The sequence below is a fragment of the Variovorax sp. HJSM1_2 genome (genome assembly GCF_049316285.1).
Classification (GTDB): Bacteria; Pseudomonadota; Gammaproteobacteria; order Burkholderiales; family Burkholderiaceae_C; genus Rhodoferax_B.
Genome location: NZ_JBMOXA010000027.1, coordinates 1 through 26,514, shown reverse-complemented (window position 1 = coordinate 26,514; position 26,514 = coordinate 1). Strand labels below are relative to the sequence as shown.

Here is a 26,514-nt window from a genome sequence, read left to right as displayed (position 1 = left end):
AACAGTATGAAGAAGAACATTGGCATGGTGGGCATTGGCATGATGGGCCACGGCATTGCCAGCAACATCCTCAAGCACGGCTACCCACTGACGGTGCTGGAGCATGCGGGCAATCAACCGCTGGAGACCCTCAAGGCCGCCGGTCTGCGCACCAGCACGCGCGCCGCTGATGTGGCCGCCCAATCGGACATCGTGATCCTGGTGCTGACCGGCTCACCGCAGGTTGAAGCGGTGTTGACGGGTGAGGGCGGAGTGCTGGAAGGCCTGCGCCCCGGCAGCATCGTGATCGACTGTTCAACCGCCTTGCCCGCATCGACTGTGCGTATGGCGCAAGCGGTGGAGGCCGCGGGCAGTCGCTTCCTCGACATGCCGATGACGCGTACCCCAAAGGAGGCTGCCGAGGGGCGGCTCAACCTGCTGGTTGGCGGCGATGCCACGCTGCTAGAAGAATGCCGCCCGCTGTTGTCGTGTTTTGCCGAAAACATCGTCCACGCGGGGCCCGTTGGCGCTGGCCATGGTATGAAGTTGCTGCACAACTTCGTCTCACTTGGGACGGTGGCCTTGATCGCGGAAGCGGCAGCCTGCGCCACCCATCACGGCATTGCGCCCGAGGCCTTTGTGGACATTCTTGCGAAGGGCGGTGGCGGGGGTGTTGCGCTGGAACGCCTGCGTCCCTACTTGCTGGCACAGGACACATCCAGCCTGCGTTTCTCCGTAGCCAATGCCTGCAAGGACCTGGGCTACTACAACACCATGGCCGGTGATGCCGGCTCGCACCAAGCGATTGCGGCATCGGTGCTCGCGACCTTGGAGTCGGCCCAGCGGAGCAAACCGGAAGCGCTGATGCCGGAGCTGGTCAGCCTGCTACAAAGCCGCTGAGCCACTTTTCGCGTTGGACGGCACAAGCCGTCCAACAGGCGCTCACTTTCGATGGCCATGAAAAAAGCCCTAAGCTTTTGAAACTTAGGGCTTTTTAATGTTCTCGAACAAGCGAGGAACTGTATTTGGTGGCCTGGGGCGGAATCGAACCACCGACACAAGGATTTTCAATCTCTCAGAAAACCTTTCAAGAACAATGGCCTGTGCATAGAGCTTTCTACAAAGGCCTGCATTTTCCGTTGTCATCTTTACTCTAGAGTTCTGAACAAAAAGCGTCTTTGTAGAAGGACGGACTCAAGGAGTTCCGATACGCCGTTGACGTACAACATGAAGTTTCAGATGCCGTAGGGCCATTTCTTCATGGGGGCTAAACTCCTTGCATCGGCCATCCACAAAAGTACCTTGAGTGTCAGACCCTCGTCTTCCCCCTCTTCCTGAAAATATCTCATTTGGCTCTGAGCTGATCAAGGCGCGGAGCCAGCTTGGCCTAACACAGGCGCAGCTCGCAGAAAAAAGCAATGTGTCTTTGTCGGCCATAAAAGGCTATGAAACAGGCCGGACCATGCCAGGAGCGCGTGAACTTCGTGAACTTTGCCAGGCTTTGCAAATTACACCGAACGTACTTTTGTGGGGAACCGAGACACCGTTCGCGCCAAACAATGAGCAACTATTCGCTGGTCTTGAGCATGAAGATAAGCGGGTGGATCGGTTTCGGCTAGCCACCTTGGTGGCATTGCTAACATTTGAAGAGCGTCAATCTATTCAGACCTTGGTTCAAGGATTGGTGATTGCTCGTCATGGTGAAAAACGTGTTCGAGAGCTTCTGGTCGAGAACGAAGATTTCTTGGCCAAGATGACAAATGAACTCGTCAAAACATTGGCTGTCGTTCAAGCAGAGATTGAGGAACTCAGCGAATCGGCGCCAAGTGCAGACAAAAAGTTGAGAAAAAAATAGTTTTTCCTTTTTAGAAACCTTTTGATATAGTTGACTTAACGGAGATTTTTCCGTTTCGTCAACTATTGAGGTTTCTATGTCTATCGACTTTTCTGAATTGGCGTTGTCCCCTAACGAGTCCCGCGCCGCTCGTAACTTTCTGGGACTCAGCCAGTCCCAAGCCGCCGACAAAACCGGCCTCCCTGCTCACAAGCTCAAGCGATTCGAAACCGGCAACTACGTTCCAGACGGCCAGTTTCTTGATGCCCTTCGTGAATTCTTCGAAGGGGAGGGCTATAAGTTTCATGATCAAGACGTACCCGGCGCTAAAGCCAAAGCCCGAGGCGATGTATTTCCGGCTGGCGTGGTTGGTGAAACTGGCGGTTCCACTGGGGAAACTGATGGTTTCCCCTCTGAAAAGCCAGGAAAACTGACGCGTCCACAATCTGCCAATTTGCAGTTCATGCGCATTACCCCGGCGCTGGACGCTGACCAAATCGACCGCATTTTTGATTGCATCGAGGGCAACGAAACGGCGATTTCCACCGGCATGGATAAACCCAGCAGCAGGGGATTCTTGAGCGACGGCCCGTCCGCAAGCTCTCAAGCGCAAGCCATTGCCGTGCTACGCCGCCTTGCAGAAAACGGCTTGCTTTACGCGCAACTCATGGGACGCCAGTTGGTTGACGTGCCGCAAGAAACTCGTACTGCTGGGAATGCCGAGACCGTGGGTGATCTGCTGGGAATGGCGATGGCAGACCTGCAACGCGCAGTTCTCAATGGTGACAAAGAGGCTCAGGCTCGCCGCAAAGGTCGAGCCGAACCAGTCGAGGTGCTGCAAGCAATCGTCGGCTGAAAAGGCGCTGTCATGCCTTCTTTTGAAAAGCAGCAGACAGCCGCCGAGCTGCGCGGGTGCGTCCTGACAGAGCGCCGCTGGGCGCCGACCAGGGGACCCGCTTGCACGCTAGTGCAAGTGGGGTGGGGAGAGAACTCTGTCCCCCACTCCTTCGCAGTCGACCCTTCATCGCATCTTTGATCTCGCACAGAACTCAATGCCAACCCTCGATTTTTACGTCGTAGAAAACTGCGGCACCAACCTGTTTTCCTTTTCTGTCGGCACAGAAGGCGTTTTTCTATTCATCGCGCCGCTCCAATTTGCCATCCTGTGGCCATGGGTGAAGCTGTGAGCCGACACTCCCAACGCGATTTCACCTGGCAGGCCCAGAGGGCGCGGCAGGGCGCTGCATCAGTGCCAGTCGCGCAGCCGCAGCGCCGCCCGTTTTCAAAGCCTGCGCCGAGTACAGAGCCGGTTTTGAAAACGGCTGAGATTTTGCAGTTTCCAGCTCCGAATCGCAGGGCTGTGGCGGAAGACCTTCCGCCTTGCACCCGGTTGCTTTCGCGGCCAGAACCTCGCATGAGCGAAGGCGCTCAGAGGCTCTTGAATCTACGGGCCTATTTCGCGCGCTGTTGCAGTGAGCGCCATTTGGACGGCCAGGCCTACACCGCTGAATGCATGCTGCGTGAGCAGGCCGCATTCATCATTGGGTGGGAGGCAGTATGACGGCTTCATCAGTTGCCGAGCTGTCTGACATGGCCTCGGCGTTTGACCTTAGTGATGATGCACTCAGCGAGGCTGCACAAGCAGCAGCCGACAGCGTACAACGCATGGTGGCCAGGTGGAAAACCTTCGGCACGCCTGATGGGCGTATAGCCAGTATCCTGCGCGGCATTGCGAAGCGGCACAGCATCGCCACGCCTGACAAAGCGAGCTTGCAAGAAACCATCAATCGCATGTGTGCTGCGCCATGGTGGCGGCGCGCATTGCGCAAACGGTTTCGCAGCGTCGAGCATGCCGCGATCCTGTCAGGGCGTGTCCATCGCCATGCCGGTGCCTATGTGTCAGACCACGCCATGAAACGCGCCGTGCGCGACAAACGCCGGGTGGCCGAGTTGCTGGCTTCGCTGGTCGCAATCAATCAAACCACGGGCGAGGTGTTGCCGTTAGAAGACCTCGCAGAGCAGAGCCTGTCCAACCCCGCAAACCGTCGTAGCGCTCTCATGGTGCGCATTCGGGGTATCGAGGACTATGCAAAGAACAAGGGCTTTGAAGCGCTGTTTCTGACGATCACCTGCCCGAGTCGTTTTCACGCTCGCCACATCACGGGCCGAAGCAATGACCGATATGACCAGGCCGACCCACGCGAAGCCCATGCCTACCTGAACAACGTGTGGCGGCGCACCACTCGTAAGCTGGGCCACGATGGCATTGAATTTTGTGGCTTGCGGGTGGTGGAGCCGCACCACGATGGGTGTCCACATTGGCACGTCTTGGTATTCACACCCCTGGGGCAAAGCGAGCGGTTGATTGCCACGGCCCAAGCCTATGCGCTTTGCGATTCGCCCAACGAGCCAGGGGCGGCGGAACGCCGGTTTCTGGTCGAGCACATCGACCCCGCAAGAGGTAGCGCAGTGGGCTACGTGGCGAAGTACATCTCGAAGAGCATTGACGGTGAAGGCGTAGACCTTGATGACGAAACCGGAGCCAAAGGCGCTGACGCAGCATCACGCATCGTGGCCTGGGCGCGCCTTTGGGGCATTCGCCAATTCCAGTTTTTCGGTGTGCCGTCGATCACGCCGACACGCGAGCTGTACCGGCTGGCAAACATCGACGTAGACAGCGCCGGTCTGGCTGCTGCGCACGAAGCCACCAAAGCGAACGATTACGGCGCCTGGCTGACCGCGTGCGAGGTCTACGGTCTTGGCTTTCAGGTTGACTACATCGAACGACCCAGCACGCGATATCGCGATGAGTTCACACGTTGCATCAAAGGCCTTACCGCCAGCGCATGCGATCTGCAAGGCCCTGCCGTTTTTGTCACCCGCACGGACGAATGGCGCATTGAATCGAAGCCTCGCGAGGCTGAATTGGTTGTTGCGGCGCCCGCCGCTGCATTACCTTGGACTCGATTCAATAACTGCGCACGCATTGATTTTGAAGAGATTTTTCCATCTACGAAAAGTGCAGGGCCCATAGAAGTACCGATGCGGCGAGGTGCTGTCGCTCTCGAAGACCTCGAACACCAAAATCAGAAATCTGATGAAGCCTTCAACCTCTGGGTTTGCAGCTTAAGAGAAAGCAAGAACCCGACTTTCAATAGGACTCAAACAAGATGATCTCCGCTCCTAGGGATATTTTTGGCCCGAACGTTTTCCGTATTTTTGTGAAGGAGTTCGGGGGAGCTAAGAAGGTCGCCAAATTTCTTGATGTGGGGGAGCGCACTGTGCATCGTTGGCTCTCTGAGGAGCGCGTGCCTCGCATGGCCGTGTTAGCGTTGTACTGGGAAACGCAGTATGGGCGCTCGATGGTTCATTCAGATCAGGTAAATGAAATCCGTCTGATGTATCGCCAAATCTGCATTCTCCAAGAGCAATACGCGAAAGCTCGTGAAATCGTTGCCAGCGTGCGGAAGCTTCACACCGGTTCGGCTAACGAGCCCTTTGTCGACGAACTTGGGGCAGGCTACTCGGTGCAACCTCACAGCTATCAGATGCCCGCATGGGCAGCGCAATTTTGAAGGCCGCGGCGATGGAATTCACTCTGTTTTTAACGGCCCAGGAAATCAACATCCTGACGGGCTTCAAGACGCCCGCGCGCCAGGTCGATTGGCTGCGTGCGAAGGGGTGGCGGTTTGAGTTGAACGGCAACCGCAGGCCCATCGTGGCCCGCAAGTACGTTGAAAACATGTTGGGATGTGGCGTGCCTGAGCAAGCGGTTTACCGTCCTAACTTTGCAGCGCTGGGGGCATAGTGGGCCGACGCAGAGAATCCAATTTTGATGACCCGCCGCGCTTCCACCGGAAGGGCAATGTTTGGTATCACGTCAGCGGCACATCGCCGCGCATCTGGAGCAAGCTTTCGAGCGACAGAGCCGAGGCCTTGCGCTTGTGGGCGCAGCGCGAAGGCGTGAAAGAAGACGAGTCCACGCGGCTGTTTTCGGTGGTGGCAAAGCGCTACGTGCGTGAGGTGTTTCCCACCAAGGCGGTGGGAACCCGACGCGACAACGACAAAGAGTTGGCGAACCTCCTAAAGGTGTTTGCGCATATGCCAATCGATGCCATTCAGCCGATGCATATTCGAGGGTACATGGACATACGCGGCCAGGTGGCGAAGGTGCGCGCCAACCGTGAAAAGGCATTGTTCTCACACGTCTACAACAAGGCTAGGGAATGGGGCTTCACGGCTCTGCAGAACCCTTGCCAAGGGGTGAAGGGCTTCAAGGAAACAGGACGCTCGCGATACGTGACGGATGCCGAATTTGCTAAGGTGAAAGCGCATGCTCATTTCACGGTGGTCGATGCGATGGACTTGGCGCTTTTGACAGGGCAAAGACCGGCAGACGTACTAAAGTTAAAACGAGCGGACATTCGAGATGGAGCTTTGTGGGTCGTTCAGAACAAGACTGCGGCACGTCTTGCCATTGAAATCACTGGGGAACTAGCCTTGGTGATTGCTCGCATTCTTGAGCGCCCAAAAAAAATCACTGGCCTTTATCTCATTCAAGATGAGCTGGGGGGCCCTTTGCGGAAGGACGCGTTGCGCTCCCGCTTTGACAAGGCACGCACTTCCGCAGGAGTGAGTTTTCAGTTTCGAGACATTAGGGCTAAGGCGGCTACTGACACGGGCGATTTGGCCCACTCACAAAGTCTGCTGGGGCACAAAACCCGCGACATGACGGAGCACTACATAAAAGCGCGGATGGGAGCCCGCGTCAGGCCGTTACGCTAGATTTCTACCCAAATAAATTTATTCGTTCTAGTTTTGGTTGTATTTTTAAACCGAAATGGTATATATTTCGTTCATGGCGCTCAAGCAGGGGTGCCAATGAGTCGACAAAATCGTCATTCATAAATGAAGGAGTTACTGCTATGTCTCTTACAAATTTTGGAAAGGCCGTAAGAAGCGCGCGTATACAAACTGATTCGACCTTGCAGCAAATGGCAGACCAGCTGGGCACAACCCCAGCGTTCCTAAGTGCCATTGAAACCGGAAGAAAGAAGATACCGGTTGCATGGGTTGAAAAAGTTGAAGCGTTCTTTGCGGGTAAAGGAATACATGTACCAAATCTGCATGACCTCGCCACTGTGGCAAATGGTCAAGTTTCAATTGCCGGTCTATCTCCTGCCCAGCAGATGATGGTCGCCGGTTTTGCTCGAACCAATTTGGACGCGGATCAACTCAAAAATTTTGAGGTACTCCTGCGTAAAGCTATGAAAGGTTGATCCGTCATGAGTGGCCTACAAGAAGGTTTTCGCGTCGCACCTCAGTCGACTTTGAAGATTCGCCAGATAGCCTGGAACACACGCCAAGCCCTTGGACTTCCCGAGGGACGCATAGACGTCCCTAAGTTGCTGGAGGGCCTCCACCGGTACGGTATCGTGGTGGACGTGTTTGACCAGGCTAGTGCCCCTGTAGGCCAAGGTATTGAGGCATGCTGGGTTCCAGAAACCAGTACGCTTTACATTCATGAGGCGGTTTACGCTGACGCGGTGCGTGGCGGTCCCCGCGCTACGTTCACGATTACTCATGAACTTGGGCACATTCTCTTGGCTCATCGAAGAACCATTAATCGAGAGGTGCCAGGAGGGAGCTACCCCAAATATGAGAATTCAGAATGGCAAGCGAACACCTATGCCGCTGAGTTTTCTATGCCGCTCGTCATCATTCAACGACTAAATCTCTGGAGTGCTCGGGCATTGGCTCATCACTTCGGTGTATCGGTGCAAGCCGCTGAAATTCGACTAGAAAAATTAAAGGCAACTTCAGCAAAAAAATAAGGGCGGTTCAGGAGGTGAGATTCCTGACCGCCCGGATGCCGAATACGGGTGACGCATCCAGCTAGCTTGGTAAGAGCATCGAAGTAGTTTACTCCTTCGTGCCTTTGGCTGCTACAGGTAACCCCATACAACGACTTTAGAAAGGTACTACAAATGAGTACTTCGTCTCAAGGCGGTCGCTGGGTATACGCCCGGTCAATCCGCAAAAATGGGCGCGTTATCTACCCGAAGCGCACCACCTTCTTTAAGTTCTGGGTTCCAGACGGTAAGTGAGGCATCGGCGGTAGTTGGCGCCCGTCACTTGACGGCAGTACCCACATTCTTGATTGCCAAGGGTGACAGGGGTACAAACTGAGAAATGGCGTAGAAAACTCTACGCCATTTTTTTTGTAGAAATTTGACCCGAAATGTAGAAACGCCCCAGAACCCGAAAGGGCGCTGGGGCGCATAAACACTGGTGGCCTGGGGCGGAATCGAACCACCGACACAAGGATTTTCAATCCTCTGCTCTACCGACTGAGCTACCGGGCCTGAGCCTATGATTATATATCAAATTAAGCCGCGTTTTCCACGTCCGAGCTCAACTCCCAATTGTTTTAGTTTTCGGTAGAGGTGAGTGCGCTCCAAACCGGTCTGTTCGGCCACGCGGGTCATGGAGCCACCTTCTTGTGCAAGGTGGAATTCGAAGTAGGCTTTTTCAAAGCCGTCACGCGCTTCGCGCAGCGGTTTGTTCAGATCAAATGCCTGACGGGCCTGGGGGCCGAGATCCATCAGGGTGGAGATGGTGCTGACGCTGGTGCTGGATTGGGTCTCGCCCGAGTGAACAATGGGTTCGACCGTAAAGCTGCTGTGGTGGTTGACCGGTTGTGGTGCAGGCTTGCGGTTGGCGCTGCCGGCCAGAGCCATTTCCACGGCTTTCAGCAGTTTTTGCAGCGTGATGGGTTTTTCCAGGAAGGAGTGTGCACCGATCTTCGTGGCCTCCACCGCTGTGTCTATGGTGGCGTGGCCGCTCATCATGATGACTGGCATCGTCAAGGCGCCCGACGAGGCCCACTCTTTGAGCAGGGAAACCCCGTCGGTGTCGGGCATCCAGATGTCCAGCAGCACCAGATCAGGGCGGCTGCGGCTGCGGGCGGCGCGTGCTTCTGCTGCGTTTTCTGCGAGTTCAATCGTGTGGCCTTCGTCATTCAGGATTTCCGAAAGCAGGTCTCTGATGCCAAGCTCGTCGTCGACCACCAATATGTTTGCCATGTTCTCTTGCGTGTTCCGAAAGAAGTGAAGTCGTGAGCTCAGGTTGGTTTGTAGCAAGATGTTGCTAAATTGCGACGCCCGAGCTGATTCCGAATGATAACGACACTTGAGCGCCCTTTACGACTTCGTCGACGATTCGATTGCTCAGCGTGATACGGGCGCCATGGTCGTCGACTATTTTCTTGACCACCGCCAAGCCCAGTCCTGTGCCCTTGGTTTTGGTGGTGACATAGGGTTCGAATGCACGCTTGAGAATGTTCTCGGGAAAGCCCGTACCGTTGTCCACTACGGTGAGCCGTACGGTTTGCGAGGCCGGAATCCACTGCGTGCTGACGATTGCGCCCGGGCCTTTTTCGGCTTTGCCAGCGCTTTCGGTGGCATCTTGTGCGTTTTGCACCAGGTTGTGGATGACTTGGCGCAGTTGCTCGGCGTCGCCGCGAATCGGCGGGCAGTCCGGGTCCAGCCTGGTTTGCACGCTCACTTTGGCCGTGTCGTTTTCATACAAATGGAAGATATCCTGCAGCAAAGCATTGAGGTCCATGGGCTTGAGTTCTGCGGCCGGCAGACGGGCGTAGTCACGGAATTCATTGACCAGGCGCTTCATCGAATCGACTTGGTCGACGATGGTTTTCACCGACTTCTTCAACAGCACCTGTTCGGGCTCGCCAAGCTTGTTCAGCAGCTTCATTTCCATGCGTTCTGCCGACAGCTGAATGGGGGTGAGCGGATTCTTGATTTCGTGTGCCAAGCGCCGTGCAACCTCGCCCCAGGCCTGCGAGCGTTGCGCTGAAACTATTTCAGAAATGTCGTCAAAAACCAACAATCTAGTGGCGTCCGGCAACTCGGCGCCACGTGCCACCAGGGTGACGGCGTCTTGTGCGAACGGGTTGTGCGCGTTGTGTGAGGGATGCAACTCGAAGGATTGCTGCCAATGGTCGAGCCCGTGTTGGCTGCGGGCGCTTTCATGGGCATCAAATTGAGCGAGCACTTTTTCGGCGAAAACCTCCAGGCCGGAGACGCTGTTCAGTGGCTCACCTTCGTGGGCTGCGAGAGGCAGGCGCAGGATGCGTGTGGCACCGGGGTTGGACGACAGAATGTGGCCATCCAGGCTGAGCACAATCACGCCGGCGGTGAGGTTGTCCAGTATGGTTTGCAGGTTGGCGCGGGCCGCAATCACCTGCGTCATGCTGCGCTCAGCACTATTGCGCGCGTCAGACAGCTGTTGTGTCATGACGGCAAACGAGCGCGTCAGGCCGCCGAGTTCGTCCTTGCCCTGCAGCACCGATTTGGGTGTGAGGTCGCCTGCGGCCACCTGGCGCACACCGTCGGCCAACAGCAGCAGCGGGCGGGCAAGCTGATTGCCCAGCAGCACGGCCAGCACCACGGCGCCAAACACCGCCAGAAACAGACTCAAGGTGAGTGTGCCGATGTACATGCGCTTGAGCCCGGAACGCGCCAAGGCCCGTTCCTGATACTCGCGGTTGGCAAGTTGGACTGCGACCGCATCTTTCACCAGCTGCTGCGGCAAGCTTTGTGTGACTTGCAAGAAACGCGGTTCCACCAAGAGCCCTAGGCTGGAAGTAGGCACTAACACCAAGGCTTTGATATGGGCGTTGGTAGGCACGGTGTCCCAGGTGTCGTCCAGGCCTTCGACCACGGCCATGCTGCGCTGGCTGCGCACCATGCGCAACTGTTGCTGCGTGGGGCGCTCCGGCCGCAGGTCGAAACGTGACTGCCCGGTGCTGGCAATGACCTGGCCCGAGGCACTCCACAGCACCACGTCGTTCACGGCGAGCTGGTCGCGGATGCGTTCCAGCGGCACACCCACAGACGAGTTGGGCACCTCCGCCAACAAGCTGCTGGCGCCGCGGGTCTTGGTGGCCAGATCGCTGGAAAGGGCTTCCAGCGTGGTGCGGCCTAGATTGACGCCCGCATCCAGCGCGCCCTCCACTTGCACATCGAACCAGCTTTCAATCGAGCGCGTGACGAATTGGTACGACACCACGTAAATCAAGCCGCCCGGCACCAGGCCGACCAAGGCAAAGATGGCCGCAAGCTTGAGCAGCAGGCGGCTGCCAAACTTGCCCTTGCGCAGGCGCAGCAGCAGGCGAATGCCGAACCACAGGATGACGCTCAGCAGTATGCCGGCCACCACCATGTTGATGACAAACAGCCGTGCGTAATTGCGCTCGTAAAGCTCGCGGTTGTTGGTGGAGAGTGTCAGCAGGAAGAACAGCACCAGGCCCACGGCAACCACCACGGCGGTGCCGACGCCAAAGGCCCACCGGCGTGCCCGCGCCGTCAACAAACCATGCTGGCGTATGGTGTAGCGGGCTGACGAGCGCAGATCATCGGGTTTCACTTGGCATTGCTTTCGCGGCCCAGTTGGATGGTCTGGCTCAGTCCAAGGTTCCAGTCCGATTGGCCAACCGCCCCAATCTGGAACGGGCGCGGCAGTTGTGACACATCCAGGCGGAACGAAAACTCGACGTAGTACTGGGCATCACGCGCGCCGTCGGGCAGGTCGGCGATTTTCCATTGCGAGAAGCGCTGGACCACGGCCAATGCATCGGCCAAGGACTCGAAGTTTTGGTTCAACGTGACCCCGAGCCCACTGTTGCCCATGGCCGTGGGTGATACATTCAGGCGCCAGCGGCGCGTGAGTGGCTGGTAGGACAGGCGCATATGTCGCGCATCCGAGCCGACCTTGGCATCCGCCCAATACCAGCGGTTGCGAAAAACCTCGGCCTCTGCGACGAAGTGCATGGGAATGCCTTTGAACAGCGCGTCTTCCACCGGGCCGCTGAGGTCGAACTTGACGTTGCCTGACAACAAAACCCCGCCATCGGCAACCTGCAGATGCAACTGTTGCACTTCTGCGTGAAAAGACTGGGCCTGGCTGGAGGGCAGGGCTGTCAGAAGCAACAGGGCTCCCACCAGCCAGGCTGCGAGCCTAGACCATGGCCTTTTCCAGCAGTGCGTAAAAGAAACCGTCGTGTTCACCCAATGGATTGTCTGGGACAGCCGGGTTTCCCCCCCCGTTTTGGGGCATTAAATGACCCGGAGAGGGGCGAATTGCGGCGTTGGTGTGGCGTGCAAGAAACGTTTCCATCTGTTCCTGGCCTTCGGCATGGAATACCGAGCAGGTGCAGTAAAGCATTCGGCCGCCGGGTTTCAGCAGTGGCCAAAGCTGGTCGAGCAGGGTGGCCTGGATCTGGGCGAGCTGGGCAACGTCGCTTTCGCGGCGCAGCCAGCGCACGTCGGGGTGGCGACGCACGATGCCGGAGGCGGTGCACGGCGCATCGAGCAGGATGGCGTCAAAGGGCGTGCCATCCCACCAGACCTCGGGTTTGCCCGCATCGGCGGCCAGCACCTCGGCATGCAAGTCCAGGCGCTGCAGGTTTTGGTGAATGCGCTCACAACGCGTGGCGTCCACGTCTAGCGCCAGAACCTGGGCGTTGGGGGCAATTTCAAGCAGATGAGCGGTTTTGCCGCCGGGGGCCGCGCAAGCGTCCAGAATGCGCAGCGGCTGCCGGACGTCCAGCCCGGCCAGCAGTAGCGGCGCGGCCAATTGCGCGGCCGCGTCTTGCACCGACGCCTGGCCCTGGGCAAAGCCGGGAAGCATTTGCACGGGCTGCGCCTGGGCCAGTTGCAAACCCGTGGCGGCGACTTGTTTTGCTTCTATATTGATAGCTTTTAGCGCTTGTTGATATTGCGCTAGAGGCAGTTTTTGTTCATTGACCCGTAACGTCATAGGGCCCTGGCTATTGTTGGCGGCCAGCACCTCTTGCCAGCGGTTGGGCTGTTCTTCCCGCATACGCTTGATCCACCAGCGCGGGTGGTTCCACAGCGCCACGGGGTCGCGGTCGCTGGCGGCAATCAAGGTCTCGCGTTCACGCAAGAAGCGGCGCAGGCAGGCGTTGATGAAATTCGCCTGCGCCTTGGCCGGGCCTCGGCTGGCGGCCTCTACGGTTTGGTTGACCAGGGTATGGGCGTCGTAAGGCGCGTCGGTTTCAGTCCAGCCGAGGGCGAGTGCCAGGCACAACAAGGCGTCGACCTTGGGCGGGGGCGTGCGTGTGGCCAGCAGATTGCGCAGCACCTCAGCGCGCCCAAGATGGCGCAGCGCGTGAAACACCAAGGCCTGTACCCCAGGGCGCAGGGCGGGGCTTACGGCATTCAGTGCGGGCGTGGCCGAGCCGCCTTGGCGAACCGCCTGCAAGACGCTGGCTGCACCTTGCAGTTGCTGCCACAGCGGGATGGATTTGGAGGAGGGTTGAGCGGTCTTGGTCAAACGATTACAAAAGCAAAATTGAAAAGAGGTCGAGTCGCGCGTATGGCCCCATACGGGACCGCGTGGGATGGCGCGGGGCGGGCGCTAAGGGAGCGACATGTCCAGCACCCTAGCCTGCCTGAAGCCCACCAGCCCTGCCAGCAGCATGGCTGGAAACTGCCCTATGGCGGCGTTGTAGTCTTGCACGGCCTGGGTGAAAAGCAGAGTGGCATCGTCGGTATGGCGAGTGAGGTCGTCCCACACGGCGGCTTGCGGAAGAGGCGCGCCGGTCAGCGTGGCACATTCTGCGGCCATGCGCTGCCAGGCCATGCGCAGCACCACACCGGCCGCGCTCAGTGCGGCCATGGCATCGGCGTCCAGCGGTTTGGTGCGCGCCACGGCCAGCGAGGCCATGAATTGTGTGGCCGCACCCTGCACACCCGTCCAGGGCGAGGCCGGGCGCAGCAGATGTACAGCTGCTGCGGGCGCTCCTTCCGCCGACGTTGTGGCCGAGGCGTCGGGGGCGGCGGCGGGCGCCGACACTGGCGCCACGATGACCGTGGCCAAGACCAGGTCGGCGCTACGCTGCAGCATTGGCGATAAAACGCCGAAACTGCGCAGCGCCTCCGAGCGCAGGCGCACCAGTCGGTTGTAGGCGCCCACGCCCCAGAACAGCAGCAGAGCGGCGGCACCCCAAATGTAGAGATGGTCGAGTGTTTCTAGTCCCATGGGCGCGGAGGGTTGGTGGGTTTCAGCTTGCCATAAAAAAACCCCAAGCTCAGGGGGGTGAGCTTGGGGTTCTGACCGATATACCGCAAGCGGTCGTAACGGTTTGCGCGGATTAATCCGCGGCAGGGTGCTCGCTGTGATCGGCCACGGTGGCTTCTTCCGAAACACCGGCCAGTTCAGCGGCTTCGGCTTCGGCAATGGCGCGGCGCTCGGCGTCGTCCATCAGTTCCTTGGCCTTGCGTGCCTGGTGGTAAGCCATGCCGGTACCGGCTGGGATCAGACGGCCGACGATGACGTTTTCCTTCAGACCGCGCAGTTCGTCGCGCTTGCCCATGATGGCGGCTTCGGTCAGCACACGCGTGGTTTCCTGGAAGGAAGCGGCGGAGATGAACGAGTCGGTCGACAACGAAGCCTTGGTGATACCCAGCAACATATTGGTATAGGTTGCGGGAATCTTGTCTTCGTTGCGCAGGGCATCGTTGGTGTCGAGCATTTCGCTGCGTTCCACGTGTTCGCCAGCAATGTAGCCAGAGTCACCAGTGCTTTCCACCACGACACGACGCAACATCTGACGCACGATCACTTCGATGTGCTTGTCGTTGATCTTCACGCCTTGCAAGCGGTAAACGTCCTGCACTTCGTCGACGATGTAGCGCGCCAGCTCTTCCATGCCCAACAGGCGCAGAATGTCTTGTGGGTCGGCTGGGCCGTCCACAATCGATTCGCCCTTGTTGACCACTTGGCCTTCGTGCACCAGGATGTTCTTTTCCTTGGGGATCAGTTCATCCCAGACCTTGCCTTCAGGGTCGGTGATTTGCAGGCGGACCTTGCCCTTGGTTTCCTTACCGAACGACACGGTACCGGTCATTTCGGCCAGCATGCCCTTGTCCTTAGGCGTACGCGCTTCGAACAGTTCGGCCACACGTGGCAGACCACCGGTAATGTCGCGGGTCTTTTGACCTTCGACCGGGATACGCGCCAGCACTTCGCCTGGGCCCACGTCCTGGCCGTCGCGCACCTGGATCAGCGCACCGACGGGGAAGCCGATGGTCACCGAGTGATCGGTGCCAGGAATCTTCACTTCGTTGCTCGAAGCATCGATCAGCTTCACCTGTGGACGCACCACCTTGGCAGCACCACGGCGTTTCGGGTCGATCACCACCATGGTCGACAGGCCGGTGACTTCGTCCACCTGCTTGGCAACCGTGAGGCCTTCTTCCACGTTTTCGAACTTGGTCGTACCGGCGAATTCCGTAATGATAGGACGCGTCAGTGGATCCCAGGTCGCCAGCACGGTGCCAGCCTTGATGGCTTGGTCAGCCTTGACCGCCAATACTGCGCCGTAAGGCACCTTGTGGCGTTCACGCTCACGGCCGTGTTCGGAGATGATGATCTCACCCGAACGGGCAATCACCACCAGCTCGTTTTTGCTGTTGGTCACGTAGCGCATCGTGGCGTTGAAGCCGATGCTACCGTTCGACTTGGCTTCCACGCTGGAGGCCACGGCGGCACGCGAAGCGGCACCACCGATGTGGAAGGTACGCATGGTCAGCTGCGTGCCGGGTTCACCGATGGACTGGGCGGCGATCACACCAACGGCTTCACCGATGTTGATCAGGCCACCACGGCCCAAGTCGCGACCGTAGCACTTGGCGCAGATACCGAAGCGGGTGGCACAGGTCAGGGCGGTACGCACCTTCACTTCGTCCACGCCTTGGGCTTCGAGTTCTTCGATGTTGTCTTCGTCGAACATCTCGCCGGCCTTCAGGATCACCGAGCGGTTTTCAGGGTGCAGCACGTCGTCTGCAGCGGTACGGCCCAAGACCCGTTCACGCAGCGATTCGATGACTTCACCACCTTCGACGATGGCGCGCATCAGCGAGCCGTCGTGTGTGCCGCAGTCTTCTTCGGTGACGACCAAGTCTTGCGTCACGTCGACCAGACGACGGGTCAGGTAACCCGAGTTAGCCGTCTTCAACGCCGTGTCGGCCAGACCCTTACGCGCACCGTGGGTGGAGATGAAGTACTCCAACACGTTCAGACCTTCGCGGAAGTTCGCGGTGATCGGCGTCTCAATGATGGAGCCGTCAGGCTTGGCCATCAGACCCCGCATACCGGCGACCTGGCGAATCTGCGCTGCGGAACCGCGGGCGCCCGAGTCGGCCATCATGTAGATGGAGTTGAACGACTCTTGCGTGACCTGGTTGCCATTACGGTCGATGGTTTGTTCCTTCGACAGCTGGGCCATCATCACCTTGGACACTTCGTCACCCGACTTGCCCCAGATGTCCACCACCTTGTTGTAGCGTTCGCCAGAAGTCACCAGACCGGACACGTATTGCTGTTCGATCTCTTTGACTTCCTTCTGCGCGCGCTCGATGATGCCGTGCTTCTCTTTCGGCACCAACATGTCGTCGATACAGATAGAGATACCAGCCTTGGTGGCCAGACGGAAACCGTACTGCAGCAGCTTGTCGGCAAACACCACCGTTTCCTTCAAACCGCACTTGCGGAAAGAAACGTTGATCAGCTTGGAGATTTCTTTCTTCTTCAACGCCTTGTTGATGTTGGAGAAAGGCAGGCCCTTGGGCAGGATTTCCGACAGCAGCGCACGGCCCACCGTGGTTTCCCACAGCTTGGTCGATGGCACGAACTCGCCGGTCGCCTTGTCCTTGGTGTACTCGGTCAGGCGCACGTTGATACGCGCGCTGAGTTCGGCTTCACCCGCGTCGAAAGCGCGTTGCACTTCGCCAGTGTTGGAGAAGATCAGACCTTCACCCTTGCCGTTCACACGGTCGCGGGTGGTGTAGTACAGACCCAACACAACGTCTTGCGAAGGAACAATCGAAGGCTCGCCGCTGGCTGGGAACAAGATGTTGTTCGATGCCAGCATCAATGTACGCGCTTCCATCTGTGCTTCCACAGACAGCGGCACGTGCACGGCCATCTGGTCACCGTCGAAGTCGGCGTTGAAAGCCGAGCAAACCAGCGGGTGCAGTTGAATGGCCTTGCCTTCGATCAAGATAGGCTCGAAAGCCTGAATGCCCAAACGGTGCAGCGTAGGCGCACGGTTCAGCATGATCGGGTGTTCCTTGATCACTTCTTCCAGAATGTCCCACACCACTGGGGTGCCGGATTCCACTTCCTTCTTTGCCGCCTTGATGGTGGTGGCAATGCCCATGGCTTCCAGGCGCGAGAAGATGAAAGGCTTGAACAGTTCAAGCGCCATCAGCTTAGGCAAGCCGCACTGGTGCAGCTTGAGCGTTGGGCCCACGGTAATCACGGAACGACCGGAGTAGTCGACGCGCTTACCCAGCAAGTTCTGACGGAAACGACCGCTCTTGCCCTTGATCATGTCGGCCAAGGACTTCAGCGCGCGCTTGTTGGCGCCCGTCATGGCCTTGCCACGGCGGCCGTTGTCCAGCAACGAGTCGACGGCTTCTTGCAGCATGCGCTTTTCATTGCGCGCAATGATTTCCGGTGCCTTCAGTTCCAGCAGACGGCGCAGACGGCTGTTGCGGTTGATCACACGGCGGTAGAGGTCGTTCAAGTCAGAGGTCGCGAAGCGGCCGCCGTCCAGCGGCACCAGCGGACGCAGGTCCGGTGGCAACACGGGCAGCACTTCCAGCACCATCCACTCGGGCTTGATGCCAGACTTCTTGAACGCTTCCAAGAGCTTCAGGCGCTTGGCGTTCTTCTTGATCTTGACTTCGGAGCCGGTCAGGTCGTTGCGCAGCTTCTCGATCGACGCGTCGATCTCGATGCCTTCGAGCAGGTCCTTGATACCTTCAGCGCCCATCTTGGCCACGAACTCGTCGCCGTACTCTTTGGTCTTGGCGTCGAAGTCGTCTTCCGACATGATGGAGTACTTCTTCAGCGGGGTCATGCCGGGGTCGGTCACGACGTATGCCTCGAAGTACAACACACGTTCGATGTCGCGCAGCGTCATGTCCAGCACCAGGCCCAGACGTGATGGCAGCGACTTCAGGAACCAGATGTGGGCGCAGGGCGCGGCCAGGTCGATGTGACCCATGCGTTCACGACGCACCTTGGTCTGCGTGACTTCCACACCGCACTTTTCGCAGATCACGCCGCGGTGCTTCAGGCGCTTGTACTTGCCGCACAAGCATTCGTAGTCCTTGATCGGGCCAAAGATCTTGGCGCAGAACAGACCATCACGCTCTGGTTTGAAGGTGCGGTAGTTGATGGTTTCTGGCTTCTTCACTTCACCAAAAGACCACGAACGAACCTTCTCCGGCGACGCCATGCCAATCTTGATGGCGTCGAAGTGTTGGTCCGGCGTAAATTGCTTGAACAGGTCGAGTAATGATTTCATGAGTTAAATCCTTTTTCTTTCCTGCAATTAGCTGCGTTCGAGTTCGATGTCGATACCCAACGAGCGGATTTCCTTGACCAGCACGTTGAACGATTCCGGCATGCCGGCTTCGATCGCGTGTTCGCCCTTGACGATGCTCTCGTAGACCTTGGTCCGGCCGACCACGTCGTCGGACTTGACGGTCAGCATTTCCTGCAGGGTGTAGGAGGCGCCGTAAGCTTCCAGCGCCCACACTTCCATTTCCCCGAAGCGCTGGCCACCGAACTGCGCCTTACCACCCAGCGGCTGCTGCGTGACGAGCGAGTAAGGACCGGTCGAACGGGCGTGCATCTTGTCGTCCACCAAATGGTGCAGCTTCAAGAAGTGCATGTAGCCGACGGTGGTCGAGCGGTCGAACGGTTCACCCGTGCGGCCATCGAACAGGTTGGCTTGTGTGCGCGTGGCGGTCAGGCCCTTGCGCGTGGCTTCCGCATCGGGGTAAGCCAGTTTCAGCATTTCGCGGATGTTTTCTTCCGCTGCGCCGTCGAACACCGGCGTGGCAAACGGCAGGCCTTGCGACAGGTTTTCAGCCATTTCCAGCACTTCGGTATCGCTCAGCTGCGACAGGTCTTCCTTGCGGCCGGTGTCGTTGTACAGACCGTCGAAGAAGCTGCGCAGTTCGGCGACCTTGGCTTCGGCTTGCAGCATGTCACCAATGCGTTGGCCAATACCCTTGGCGGCCCAGCCCAAGTGCACTTCCAGCACCTGGCCGACGTTCATCCGCGAAGGCACGCCCAGCGGGTTCAAGACGATGTCGCACGGCGTACCGTCGGCCATGTAAGGCATGTCTTCGACCGGAACGATCTTAGACACCACACCCTTGTTACCGTGACGGCCGGCCATCTTGTCGCCGGGTTGCAGGCGGCGCTTGACGGCCAGGTAGACCTTGACCATTTTCAGCACGCCGGCTGGCAACTCGTCGCCTTGCGTCAGCTTCTTGCGCTTTTCTTCGAACGACAGGTCAAAGCTGTGGCGCGTTTGCTCCAGCGAGTTCTTGATCGATTCGAGCTGCGTGGCAACTTCGTCGTCGGCAGGGCGAATGTCGAACCAGTGGAACTTCTCCACCGACGACAGATAAGCCTTGTCCAGCTTGGTGCCCTTGGCCAGCTTTTGCGGGCCACCGTTGGCAACCTTGCCGATCAGCAGCTTTTCGATACGGTCGAACGCGTCGGCCTCGACGATGCGCAACTGGTCGTTCAGGTCCAGGCGGAAGCGCTTGAGTTCATCGTCGATGATCTGCTGGGCGCGCTTGTCGCGTTGGATGCCTTCACGGGTGAACACTTGCACGTCGATCACGGTGCCTTGTGAACCTTGGTCCACACGCAGCGACGTATCTTTCACGTCAGAGGCTTTTTCACCGAAGATGGCGCGCAGCAGTTTTTCTTCTGGCGTCAGCGTGGTTTCACCCTTAGGCGTGACCTTGCCCACCAGCGTGTCGCCGGGTTGCACTTCAGCGCCAACGTAGATGATGCCGGACTCGTCCAGGCGGTTCAGCTGTTGTTCGCTCAGGTTAGGGATGTCGCGCGTGATGTCTTCAGCACCCAGCTTGGTGTCGCGAGCCATGACCACGAGTTCTTCGATGTGGATCGAGGTGTAGCGGTCGTCGGCGACGACACGTTCCGAGATCAGGATCGAGTCTTCGAAGTTGTAGCCGTTCCATGGCATGAAGGCGATCAGCATGTTCTGACCCAGGGCCAATTCGCCCATGTCGGTCGAAGCGCCGTCGGCAATCACATCACCCTTGGCCAGCTTGTCGCCCTTGCGGACGATGGGACGCTGGTGGATGTTGGTGTTCTGGTTGGAACGTTGGTACTTGATCAGGTTGTAGATGTCCACACCGACTTCACCAGCAGCCGCTTCCGCGTCGTTCACGCGAATCACGATACGGGTGGCGTCCACGTAGTCGACCACACCACCGCGGGTGGCGGTGACGACGGTGCCCGAGTCGACCGCAGCAACGCGTTCGATACCGGTGCCGACGAATGGCTTCTCGGGGCGCAACACGGGCACAGCTTGACGCTGCATGTTGGCGCCCATCAGTGCGCGGTTCGCATCATCGTGCTCAAGGAATGGCACCAGCGAGGCGGCCACCGAGACGATCTGCGCAGGCGACACGTCCATGTACTGGATGCGTTCAGCGCCGACCAGGATGGATTCGCCGCGCTCACGTGCGGAAACCAGGTCGCCGGTCAGCTTGCCTTCTTTGTCGAGCGCGGCGTTGGCCTGCGCAATGACGTACTTGCCTTCTTCAATGGCGGACAGGTAGTCGATTTCGTTGGTGACCTTGCTGTCGACCACACGACGATACGGCGTTTCGATGAAACCGTATTCGTTCAGGCGGGCGTACAGGGCCAGCGAGTTGATCAGACCAATGTTCGGACCTTCCGGCGTTTCGATCGGGCACACACGACCATAGTGGGTCACGTGCACGTCACGCACTTCGAAGCCAGCACGTTCGCGGGTCAAACCACCTGGGCCAAGGGCCGAAACACGACGCTTGTGCGTGATTTCGGACAGTGGGTTGGTTTGGTCCATGAACTGCGACAACTGGGACGCGCCGAAGAACTCTTTCAGGGCCGCGGAAATCGGCTTGGAGTTGATCAGGTCGTGTGGCATCAGCGGCTCTTGTTCCGCTTGGCCCAGACGTTCCTTCACGGCCTTTTCAATACGGGCCAGACCGGCGCGGTATTGGTTTTCGGCCAGTTCGCCCACGCAACGCACGCGGCGGTTACCCAAGTGGTCGATGTCATCAACTTCGCCGCGGCCATTGCGCAGGTCCACCAGGATCTTGACCACGGACAAGATGTCTTCGTTGGTCAGCACCATGGGGCCTGTAGGCTCGTCGCGGCCCATCTTGGCGTTGAACTTCATCCGGCCCACGCGCGACAGATCGTACGTGTCTGGGTTGTAGAACAGGCGTTGGAACAGGGCCTGAACCGCGTCTTCCGTTGGCGGCTCGCCAGGACGCATCATGCGGTAGATGGCCACACGTGCTGCAAACTCGTCCACGGTTTCGTCACCACGCAGGGTTTGCGAGATGTAGGCGCCTTGGTCGAGTTCGTTGGTGTAGATGCAAGGCAGGTCTTGCACACCGGCGCTGCGCAGCTTCTTCAGCAGCGCTTCGGTCAGTTCGTCGTTGGCCTTGGCGATGATTTCGCCGGTGTCGCCGTCAACAATGTTCTTCGCGACCACGCGGCCGATCAGGAAGTCTTCGGGCACGCTGATGTAGGTGGTGCCGGATTGTTCGAGTTCGCGCGTATGGCGGGCCGTGACACGCTTGTCCTTGGCGACCACTACCTTGCCGGACTTGTCGGTGATGTCAAAACGGGCGACTTCGCCACGCAGACGTTCGGACACAAATTCCATTTGTGCGCCGCTGTCCATCAGGCGGAAGTTGTCGTTCACGAAGAAGTTGGCCAGGATGGATTCAGGCATCAGGCCGATGGCCTTGAGCAGAATCGTTACAGGCATCTTGCGGCGACGGTCCACGCGGAAGTACAGGATGTCCTTAGGGTCGAATTCGAAGTCCAGCCACGAACCACGGTAAGGAATCACACGAGCCGAGAACAGCAATTTGCCGGAGCTATGGGTCTTGCCCTTGTCGTGTTCAAAAAACACGCCAGGCGAACGGTGCAACTGAGACACGATCACGCGCTCGGTACCGTTGATGATGAACGAGCCCTTTTCCGTCATCAGGGGCACTTCGCCCATGTAGACCTCTTGCTCTTTCACCTCTTTGACCACCTTGGACTGAGCCGTCGACGACTCACGGTCGTAAATGATCAGTTGTACTTTGGCGCGCACGGCGGAAGAGAACGTCAAACCACGCGTTTGGCATTCACGCACGTCGAACGCTGGACGCGCCAGGTTGTATTCGACGTACTTCATTTCCACGAAGCCGTTGTGGGAGACGATAGGGAAGGCGGCTTCAAACGCTGCCTGCAGCCCTTCGGCTGTGCGTTTCTGGGGCGCTACGTCAGCTTGCAGGAACGCGGTGTAAGCGTCCTTTTGCATCTGGAGAAGGTAGGGGACTTCGAGCACGCTGTCGCGGCTGCCGAAATTTTTACGAATGCGTTTGCGTTCGGTGTACGTATAAGCCATGAGATCTCCGGGCGAGGACTATGGAATCCTGGGGGCCAATCGACTGTGTTGTCGGGCGTCATGCCCCACGAACTTGGCGGTTGGCCACTACCAACCATGGCGGACGATTGCGCGTTGCACGCAATCCGAACCAAGGCATCTTCTGCAGTCGGGTCCAGAAGACACTGAAAAACGGTTAAGTCGAACCGCTTTTCAGTGTGCTCTTACAAGCACGAAAGGCTGGGGGCCCTAAAAGAGCACCCCAGCCCAGGCAGTCAGGTCGATTACTTGAGTTCGACCTTGGCGCCAGCTTCTTCAAGCTTCTTCTTGGCAGCTTCAGCGTCAGCCTTGGCAATGCCTTCCTTGACGTTCTTTGGAGCGCCGTCCACCAGGTCCTTGGCTTCTTTCAGGCCCAGACCGGTGATTTCACGCACAGCCTTAATGACCGAAACCTTGTTCGCGCCGGCTTCCACCAGCACAACGTTGAACTCGGTCTTTTCTTCTGCAGCAGCAGCGGCACCGCCACCAGCAGCAGCAGGAGCAGCCATAGCAGCTGCGCTCACGCCAAACTTCTCTTCGATGGCTTTCACCAGGTCGTTGAGTTCCATGACCGACATGCTGTCCAGTGCGGTCAAAAATGCGTCTTTATCGAATGCCATTTTGATTTCCTAATATCAGTTGGGGACGGCGAAAAACAAGATCTCTGATCCGTCCCAAAGTCACTAAATTGTTTGCCTGCGCAACAGCTATTAAGCTGCTGCGGCCTCTGCTGCAGGTTCTGCGGCAGGAGCGGCTTCGCCAGCTCCCTTTTTCTCGGCCAGCGCCGCGAGAACGCGGGCGGTACGAGAAACGGGGGATTGCATCAAGCCCAGCAACTGCGCCAACAACACTTCCTTGGAAGGGATGCTTGCGAGTTGTTTAACGCCGTTCACGTCCAAAGCTTTGCCGCCGTATGCGCCGCCACGAATCACCAACTTGTCGTTGGTCTTGGCGAACTCTGCAACCACCTTTGCGGCGGCTACTGCATCTTCGGAAAAGCCATAGATCAGAGGACCGGTCATTTGGTCGGCGACGACTTCAAATGCGCTACCGGCAACAGCACGGCGGGCCAGCGTGTTCTTCAACACGCTGAGGCTCACACCATTGCTGCGCGCGGTGCTGCGCAGTTTGGTCATGTCGGCGACCGTAATGCCACGGTATTCCGCGATCACGAGCGTTTGAGCTTTAGCGGCGAGGCTGGTCACATCACTGATGACCGCTTCTTTCTCACTGCGATTTAGACTCAAGGTCAACTCCTTAAAACGTGTGGTTCGGGGTTGCCGTTCCACACAACACTTTGCAGCGACCAACTGATCAGGATTCGGGTCCGTCAGCAGCGGGATCGCCATCTGCGTTGGTTTTCACTGATTAAGCGTAGTTAATCTACACACCAACGGTCTTGGATGACCTGCAAATGCTTTTCACATCGCATTTGCAGCCCACCACCACAGCCACCTGGCAAGCCAAGCGGCTGAATTTTTTGCAATTACGCTGCGACGGATTGTGTGTCGACGCGAACGCCCACACCCATGGTCGACGACACCGCAATCTTGCGCAGGTAAACGCCCTTGCTCGACGCTGGCTTGGCCTTGGTCAAGGCGTCCACCAATGCGACCAAGTTGCCTTGCAACTTGTCGGATTCGAACGAACGGCGACCGATCGTGCTGTGCACGATACCGGCCTTGTCCACGCGGAACTGCACTTGGCCAGCCTTGGCGTTCTTGACGGCGGTAGCGACGTCAGGGGTCACGGTGCCAACCTTGGGGTTAGGCATCAGACCACGTGGGCCCAGGATCTGACCCAGCGTACCAACGACGCGCATAGCGTCAGGAGCAGCGATCACCACGTCAAAAGGCATGTCGCCAGCCTTGACCATGGCGGCCAGGTCGTCCATGCCAACGATGTCGGCGCCAGCAGCCTTGGCTTCTTCAGCCTTGGCGCCTTGGGCGAACACGGCCACGCGAACGCTCTTGCCGGTGCCGTTAGGCAAAACCACGGCGCCACGCACCACTTGGTCCGACTTCTTGGCGTCCACGCCGAGTTGCACGGCCACGTCGATGGATTCATCGAACTTGGCGTTGGCGCACTCTTTCACCAGGGCCAGTGCGTCGGTCAGGGTGTACAGCTTGCCGCTGTCAACTTTGCCAACAAATGCTTTTTGTTTCTTGGTCAGCTTGGACATTTAAACGCCCTCCACATTCACGCCCATCGAGCGGGCCGTACCAGCGATCGTGCGGACTGCGGCGTCCAGATCAGCGGCGGTCATGTCCTTCATCTTGGTCTTGGCGATTTCTTCGAGCTGTGCGCGCGTGATCTTGCCAACCTTGTCGGTATGAGGGCGTGCAGAACCCTTGTCCAGCTTGATGGACTTCTTGATCAGGACGGTCGCAGGCGGCGTCTTGATGATGAAGGTGAAGCTCTTGTCCGCAAATGCGGTGATCACCACGGGCAATGGCAGACCTGGCTCAACACCTTGGGTCTGGGCGTTGAACGCCTTGCAGAATTCCATGATGTTCAAACCACGTTGACCCAGAGCGGGACCGATTGGTGGGGATGGGTTGGCCTTGCCAGCTGGCACTTGCAGCTTGATAAAGCCGACGATTTTCTTCGCCATTGTTTAACTCCTTACGGGTGGTAACGCATGCCTGCTGTCACTTGACTGCTGCATGCTCCCCGTTGGTTGCGACTCTCAAAAAACATCCATGTCGAGTCGTAAAACATGGAATCCAAAATCTTCAAACCCTAACTGATCAGGTCTTTTCGACCTGGCTGAACTCCAGCTCGACGGGGGTGGCCCGACCAAAAATCGTGACCGACACGCGAACCTTGTTCTTTTCGTAGTTGACTTCTTCGACCGAACCGTTGAAGTCTGTAAAAGGGCCTTCTTTGACTCGGACCAGTTCGCCTGGCAAAAATTCAATCTTGTGACGGGGCTTGTCGTTGCCTTCTTGCATCTGGCTCACGATCTTCTGAACTTCTGCTTCAGAAATGGGCGCAGGGCGGTTCTTGGCGCCGCCCACAAAACCTGTCACCTTGTTGGTGTGTTTGACCAAGTGCCAGGACTCGTCATCCATCACCATTTCAACAAAAACATAACCTGGGAAAAGGCGGCGTTCGGTCGTCTTGCGCTGACCGTTGCGTACTTCCACAACCTCTTCGGTTGGCACCAGGATGCGGGCAAACTTGCTTTGCATGCCCGACTGAACGATACGCTCAGCGATGTTGCGCTCTACAGCCTTCTCCATACCGGAGTAGGCGTGCACGATATACCAACGCAGATCAGGGTTGACGGGCGTTTCTGCAGCAGGTGTCTCTACGGAATCAGTCATTATTTTTTCCAACCCAAGATCAAGTCGTACAACACCCATTCCAGGGTTTTGTCGGTAAACCAAAGAAACAAGGCCATCACGACAACAAAACCAAACACATACAAAGTCATCTGCACCGCTTCTTTGCGGGTAGGCCAGACTACTTTTCTGACTTCGCGCCACGAATCGCGGCCAAAGCCGATCAACTGTTTGCCAGGTTCCGATGCAAAAAAGCTAGCCAAGGCAGCAGCCAAGCCCACAATCAGAGCACCCCACTGCGCCAACGGGCCTTGTTTGCCCAGAAGGTAAAACGCTGCCAGGGCACCAATCACCAAGACTGCTGCCAAAGCCAATTTGGCTTTGTCGGCGCCGGTACTGATGGTTTCAACTTGCGAAGTGGCCATTTTTGGCAATTTCCTGAATCAAATACATGGTGTCTCTTGAGACACAGAAGCCCGTCAGGTCATGACGGGCTTGTTTTTCCACCTTATCAGGTGGCAGGGGCAGTAAGAATCGAACTTACAACCTTCGGTTTTGGAGACCGACGCTCTGCCAATTGAGCTATACCCCTACAAACTTCAATTACGCGATGATCTTGGCCACAACGCCAGCGCCAACGGTCTTGCCGCCTTCGCGGATAGCGAAACGCAGGCCTTCTTCCATGGCGATAGGTGCAATCAGCTTGACCGTGATCGACACGTTGTCACCAGGCATGACCATTTCCTTGCCTTCTGGCAGTTCGATGGCGCCGGTCACGTCGGTCGTACGGAAGTAGAACTGAGGACGGTAGTTGTTGAAGAAAGGCGTGTGACGGC

23 protein-coding genes, 2 tRNA genes and 1 pseudogene are annotated in these 26,514 nt (G+C 57.9%); 10 read left to right on the top strand and 16 right to left on the bottom strand.

The window, feature by feature from the left end; all coding sequences use genetic code 11:
• Nucleotides 1-6: 6 nt before the first annotated feature.
• The 10 genes from ACFQ95_RS21590 (at nt 7) to ACFQ95_RS21545 (ending at nt 7,647) form a co-directional block, all read left to right on the top strand.
• Nucleotides 7-879: an NAD(P)-dependent oxidoreductase gene (locus ACFQ95_RS21590; protein ID WP_422834341.1), complete on the top strand. Its 873-nt coding sequence runs from the start codon at nt 7-9 to the stop codon at nt 877-879.
• Nucleotides 880-1,285: 406 nt separating this feature from the next.
• Nucleotides 1,286-1,834, top strand: a complete 549-nt coding sequence (locus ACFQ95_RS21585; protein ID WP_422834339.1) for a helix-turn-helix domain-containing protein — start codon at nt 1,286-1,288, stop codon at nt 1,832-1,834.
• A gap of 76 nt (nt 1,835-1,910) precedes the next feature.
• The gene (locus ACFQ95_RS21580; protein ID WP_422834338.1) at nt 1,911-2,669 is read left to right on the top strand and encodes a helix-turn-helix domain-containing protein; all 759 of its coding nucleotides are present in this window, start codon (nt 1,911-1,913) and stop codon (nt 2,667-2,669) included.
• Between the two features lie 196 nt (nt 2,670-2,865).
• A complete protein-coding gene (locus ACFQ95_RS21575) occupies nt 2,866-3,000 on the top strand; it encodes a hypothetical protein (protein ID WP_422834336.1) in 135 nt (44 codons plus the stop codon).
• A gap of 370 nt (nt 3,001-3,370) precedes the next feature.
• Nucleotides 3,371-4,987, top strand: a complete 1,617-nt coding sequence (locus ACFQ95_RS21570) for a replication endonuclease (RefSeq protein WP_422834335.1) — start codon at nt 3,371-3,373, stop codon at nt 4,985-4,987.
• Nucleotides 4,984-5,388 (top strand): hypothetical protein, encoded by a 405-nt coding sequence (locus ACFQ95_RS21565; protein ID WP_422834333.1) that lies wholly within the window; start codon nt 4,984-4,986, stop codon nt 5,386-5,388. The genes ACFQ95_RS21570 and ACFQ95_RS21565 overlap by 4 nt, the downstream gene beginning before the upstream one ends.
• Complete coding sequence (locus ACFQ95_RS21560) at nt 5,370-5,621, top strand: DUF4224 domain-containing protein (RefSeq protein ID WP_422834331.1); 252 nt, start codon at nt 5,370-5,372, stop codon at nt 5,619-5,621. Before ACFQ95_RS21565 ends, ACFQ95_RS21560 begins: the two co-directional genes overlap by 19 nt.
• Nucleotides 5,621-6,598: a tyrosine-type recombinase/integrase gene (locus ACFQ95_RS21555; RefSeq protein WP_422834329.1), complete on the top strand. Its 978-nt coding sequence runs from the start codon at nt 5,621-5,623 to the stop codon at nt 6,596-6,598. Before ACFQ95_RS21560 ends, ACFQ95_RS21555 begins: the two co-directional genes overlap by 1 nt.
• 140 nt (nt 6,599-6,738) lie before the next feature.
• Nucleotides 6,739-7,092, top strand: coding sequence for a helix-turn-helix domain-containing protein (locus ACFQ95_RS21550; protein ID WP_422834327.1), 354 nt, complete (start codon nt 6,739-6,741; stop codon nt 7,090-7,092).
• Between the two features lie 6 nt (nt 7,093-7,098).
• On the top strand, nt 7,099-7,647 hold the full coding sequence (locus ACFQ95_RS21545; RefSeq protein ID WP_422834325.1) for an ImmA/IrrE family metallo-endopeptidase: 549 nt from the start codon (nt 7,099-7,101) through the stop codon (nt 7,645-7,647).
• A gap of 455 nt (nt 7,648-8,102) precedes the next feature.
• On the opposite strand, the gene ACFQ95_RS21540 is transcribed toward ACFQ95_RS21545, so the two are convergent.
• The 16 genes and pseudogenes from ACFQ95_RS21540 to tuf form a co-directional block, all read right to left on the bottom strand.
• A tRNA-Phe gene (locus ACFQ95_RS21540) sits at nt 8,103-8,178 on the bottom strand.
• Nucleotides 8,179-8,196: 18 nt separating this feature from the next.
• The gene (locus ACFQ95_RS21535) at nt 8,197-8,898 is read right to left on the bottom strand and encodes a response regulator (protein ID WP_422834374.1); all 702 of its coding nucleotides are present in this window, start codon (nt 8,896-8,898) and stop codon (nt 8,197-8,199) included.
• Nucleotides 8,899-8,962: 64 nt separating this feature from the next.
• Nucleotides 8,963-11,245, bottom strand: a complete 2,283-nt coding sequence (locus tag ACFQ95_RS21530; protein WP_422834373.1) for a sensor histidine kinase — start codon at nt 11,243-11,245, stop codon at nt 8,963-8,965.
• An 11-nt stretch (nt 11,246-11,256) separates the two neighbouring features.
• Nucleotides 11,257-11,823: a DUF4390 domain-containing protein gene (locus ACFQ95_RS21525; protein ID WP_422834324.1), complete on the bottom strand. Its 567-nt coding sequence runs from the start codon at nt 11,821-11,823 to the stop codon at nt 11,257-11,259.
• A 28-nt stretch (nt 11,824-11,851) separates the two neighbouring features.
• The gene (gene rsmB / locus ACFQ95_RS21520; protein WP_422834322.1) at nt 11,852-13,189 is read right to left on the bottom strand and encodes a 16S rRNA (cytosine(967)-C(5))-methyltransferase RsmB; all 1,338 of its coding nucleotides are present in this window, start codon (nt 13,187-13,189) and stop codon (nt 11,852-11,854) included.
• Between the two features lie 84 nt (nt 13,190-13,273).
• Nucleotides 13,274-13,897: a LemA family protein gene (locus ACFQ95_RS21515; RefSeq protein WP_422834321.1), complete on the bottom strand. Its 624-nt coding sequence runs from the start codon at nt 13,895-13,897 to the stop codon at nt 13,274-13,276.
• Between the two features lie 112 nt (nt 13,898-14,009).
• The gene (gene rpoC / locus ACFQ95_RS21510) at nt 14,010-18,233 is read right to left on the bottom strand and encodes a DNA-directed RNA polymerase subunit beta' (protein WP_422834319.1); all 4,224 of its coding nucleotides are present in this window, start codon (nt 18,231-18,233) and stop codon (nt 14,010-14,012) included.
• Between the two features lie 27 nt (nt 18,234-18,260).
• Nucleotides 18,261-22,373, bottom strand: a complete 4,113-nt coding sequence (gene rpoB / locus ACFQ95_RS21505) for a DNA-directed RNA polymerase subunit beta (RefSeq protein WP_422834317.1) — start codon at nt 22,371-22,373, stop codon at nt 18,261-18,263.
• Between the two features lie 263 nt (nt 22,374-22,636).
• Nucleotides 22,637-23,011, bottom strand: a complete 375-nt coding sequence (gene rplL, locus ACFQ95_RS21500) for a 50S ribosomal protein L7/L12 (RefSeq protein ID WP_422834315.1) — start codon at nt 23,009-23,011, stop codon at nt 22,637-22,639.
• A 90-nt stretch (nt 23,012-23,101) separates the two neighbouring features.
• Nucleotides 23,102-23,638, bottom strand: a complete 537-nt coding sequence (rplJ, locus tag ACFQ95_RS21495) for a 50S ribosomal protein L10 (protein WP_422834314.1) — start codon at nt 23,636-23,638, stop codon at nt 23,102-23,104.
• A 239-nt stretch (nt 23,639-23,877) separates the two neighbouring features.
• The gene (gene rplA, locus ACFQ95_RS21490; RefSeq protein WP_422834312.1) at nt 23,878-24,573 is read right to left on the bottom strand and encodes a 50S ribosomal protein L1; all 696 of its coding nucleotides are present in this window, start codon (nt 24,571-24,573) and stop codon (nt 23,878-23,880) included.
• On the bottom strand, nt 24,574-25,005 hold the full coding sequence (gene rplK / locus ACFQ95_RS21485; protein WP_422834311.1) for a 50S ribosomal protein L11: 432 nt from the start codon (nt 25,003-25,005) through the stop codon (nt 24,574-24,576).
• Nucleotides 25,006-25,141: 136 nt separating this feature from the next.
• Nucleotides 25,142-25,720 carry a transcription termination/antitermination protein NusG gene (gene nusG / locus ACFQ95_RS21480; RefSeq protein ID WP_422834309.1) on the bottom strand — a complete coding sequence of 193 codons (579 nt, stop codon included), beginning with the start codon at nt 25,718-25,720 and terminating at the stop codon, nt 25,142-25,144.
• Nucleotides 25,720-26,103, bottom strand: a complete 384-nt coding sequence (secE, locus tag ACFQ95_RS21475) for a preprotein translocase subunit SecE (protein WP_422834307.1) — start codon at nt 26,101-26,103, stop codon at nt 25,720-25,722. The genes nusG and secE overlap by 1 nt, the downstream gene beginning before the upstream one ends.
• Nucleotides 26,104-26,194: 91 nt before the next feature.
• A tRNA-Trp gene (locus tag ACFQ95_RS21470) sits at nt 26,195-26,270 on the bottom strand.
• A gap of 11 nt (nt 26,271-26,281) precedes the next feature.
• Nucleotides 26,282-26,514, bottom strand: a pseudogene (gene tuf / locus ACFQ95_RS21465) (elongation factor Tu); the annotation flags it as partial.

What these genes read in the sequence shown, in the direction of transcription:
- secE (WP_422834307.1), bottom strand. Translation starts at nt 26,103, where the DNA reads ATGGCCACTTCGCAAGTTGAAACCATCAGTACCGGCGCCGACAAAGCC.
- ACFQ95_RS21570 (WP_422834335.1), top strand. Translation starts at nt 3,371, where the DNA reads ATGACGGCTTCATCAGTTGCCGAGCTGTCTGACATGGCCTCGGCGTTT.
- ACFQ95_RS21575 (WP_422834336.1), top strand. Translation starts at nt 2,866, where the DNA reads ATGCCAACCCTCGATTTTTACGTCGTAGAAAACTGCGGCACCAACCTG.
- ACFQ95_RS21545 (WP_422834325.1), top strand. Translation starts at nt 7,099, where the DNA reads ATGAGTGGCCTACAAGAAGGTTTTCGCGTCGCACCTCAGTCGACTTTG.
- rplL (WP_422834315.1), bottom strand. Translation starts at nt 23,011, where the DNA reads ATGGCATTCGATAAAGACGCATTTTTGACCGCACTGGACAGCATGTCG.
- ACFQ95_RS21580 (WP_422834338.1), top strand. Translation starts at nt 1,911, where the DNA reads ATGTCTATCGACTTTTCTGAATTGGCGTTGTCCCCTAACGAGTCCCGC.
- ACFQ95_RS21550 (WP_422834327.1), top strand. Translation starts at nt 6,739, where the DNA reads ATGTCTCTTACAAATTTTGGAAAGGCCGTAAGAAGCGCGCGTATACAA.
- nusG (WP_422834309.1), bottom strand. Translation starts at nt 25,720, where the DNA reads ATGACTGATTCCGTAGAGACACCTGCTGCAGAAACGCCCGTCAACCCT.
- rplA (WP_422834312.1), bottom strand. Translation starts at nt 24,573, where the DNA reads ATGTCCAAGCTGACCAAGAAACAAAAAGCATTTGTTGGCAAAGTTGAC.
- ACFQ95_RS21560 (WP_422834331.1), top strand. Translation starts at nt 5,370, where the DNA reads ATGGGCAGCGCAATTTTGAAGGCCGCGGCGATGGAATTCACTCTGTTT.
- ACFQ95_RS21590 (WP_422834341.1), top strand. Translation starts at nt 7, where the DNA reads ATGAAGAAGAACATTGGCATGGTGGGCATTGGCATGATGGGCCACGGC.
- ACFQ95_RS21515 (WP_422834321.1), bottom strand. Translation starts at nt 13,897, where the DNA reads ATGGGACTAGAAACACTCGACCATCTCTACATTTGGGGTGCCGCCGCT.
- ACFQ95_RS21565 (WP_422834333.1), top strand. Translation starts at nt 4,984, where the DNA reads ATGATCTCCGCTCCTAGGGATATTTTTGGCCCGAACGTTTTCCGTATT.
- rplK (WP_422834311.1), bottom strand. Translation starts at nt 25,005, where the DNA reads ATGGCGAAGAAAATCGTCGGCTTTATCAAGCTGCAAGTGCCAGCTGGC.
- rpoB (WP_422834317.1), bottom strand. Translation starts at nt 22,373, where the DNA reads ATGGCTTATACGTACACCGAACGCAAACGCATTCGTAAAAATTTCGGC.
- rpoC (WP_422834319.1), bottom strand. Translation starts at nt 18,233, where the DNA reads ATGAAATCATTACTCGACCTGTTCAAGCAATTTACGCCGGACCAACAC.
- ACFQ95_RS21535 (WP_422834374.1), bottom strand. Translation starts at nt 8,898, where the DNA reads ATGGCAAACATATTGGTGGTCGACGACGAGCTTGGCATCAGAGACCTG.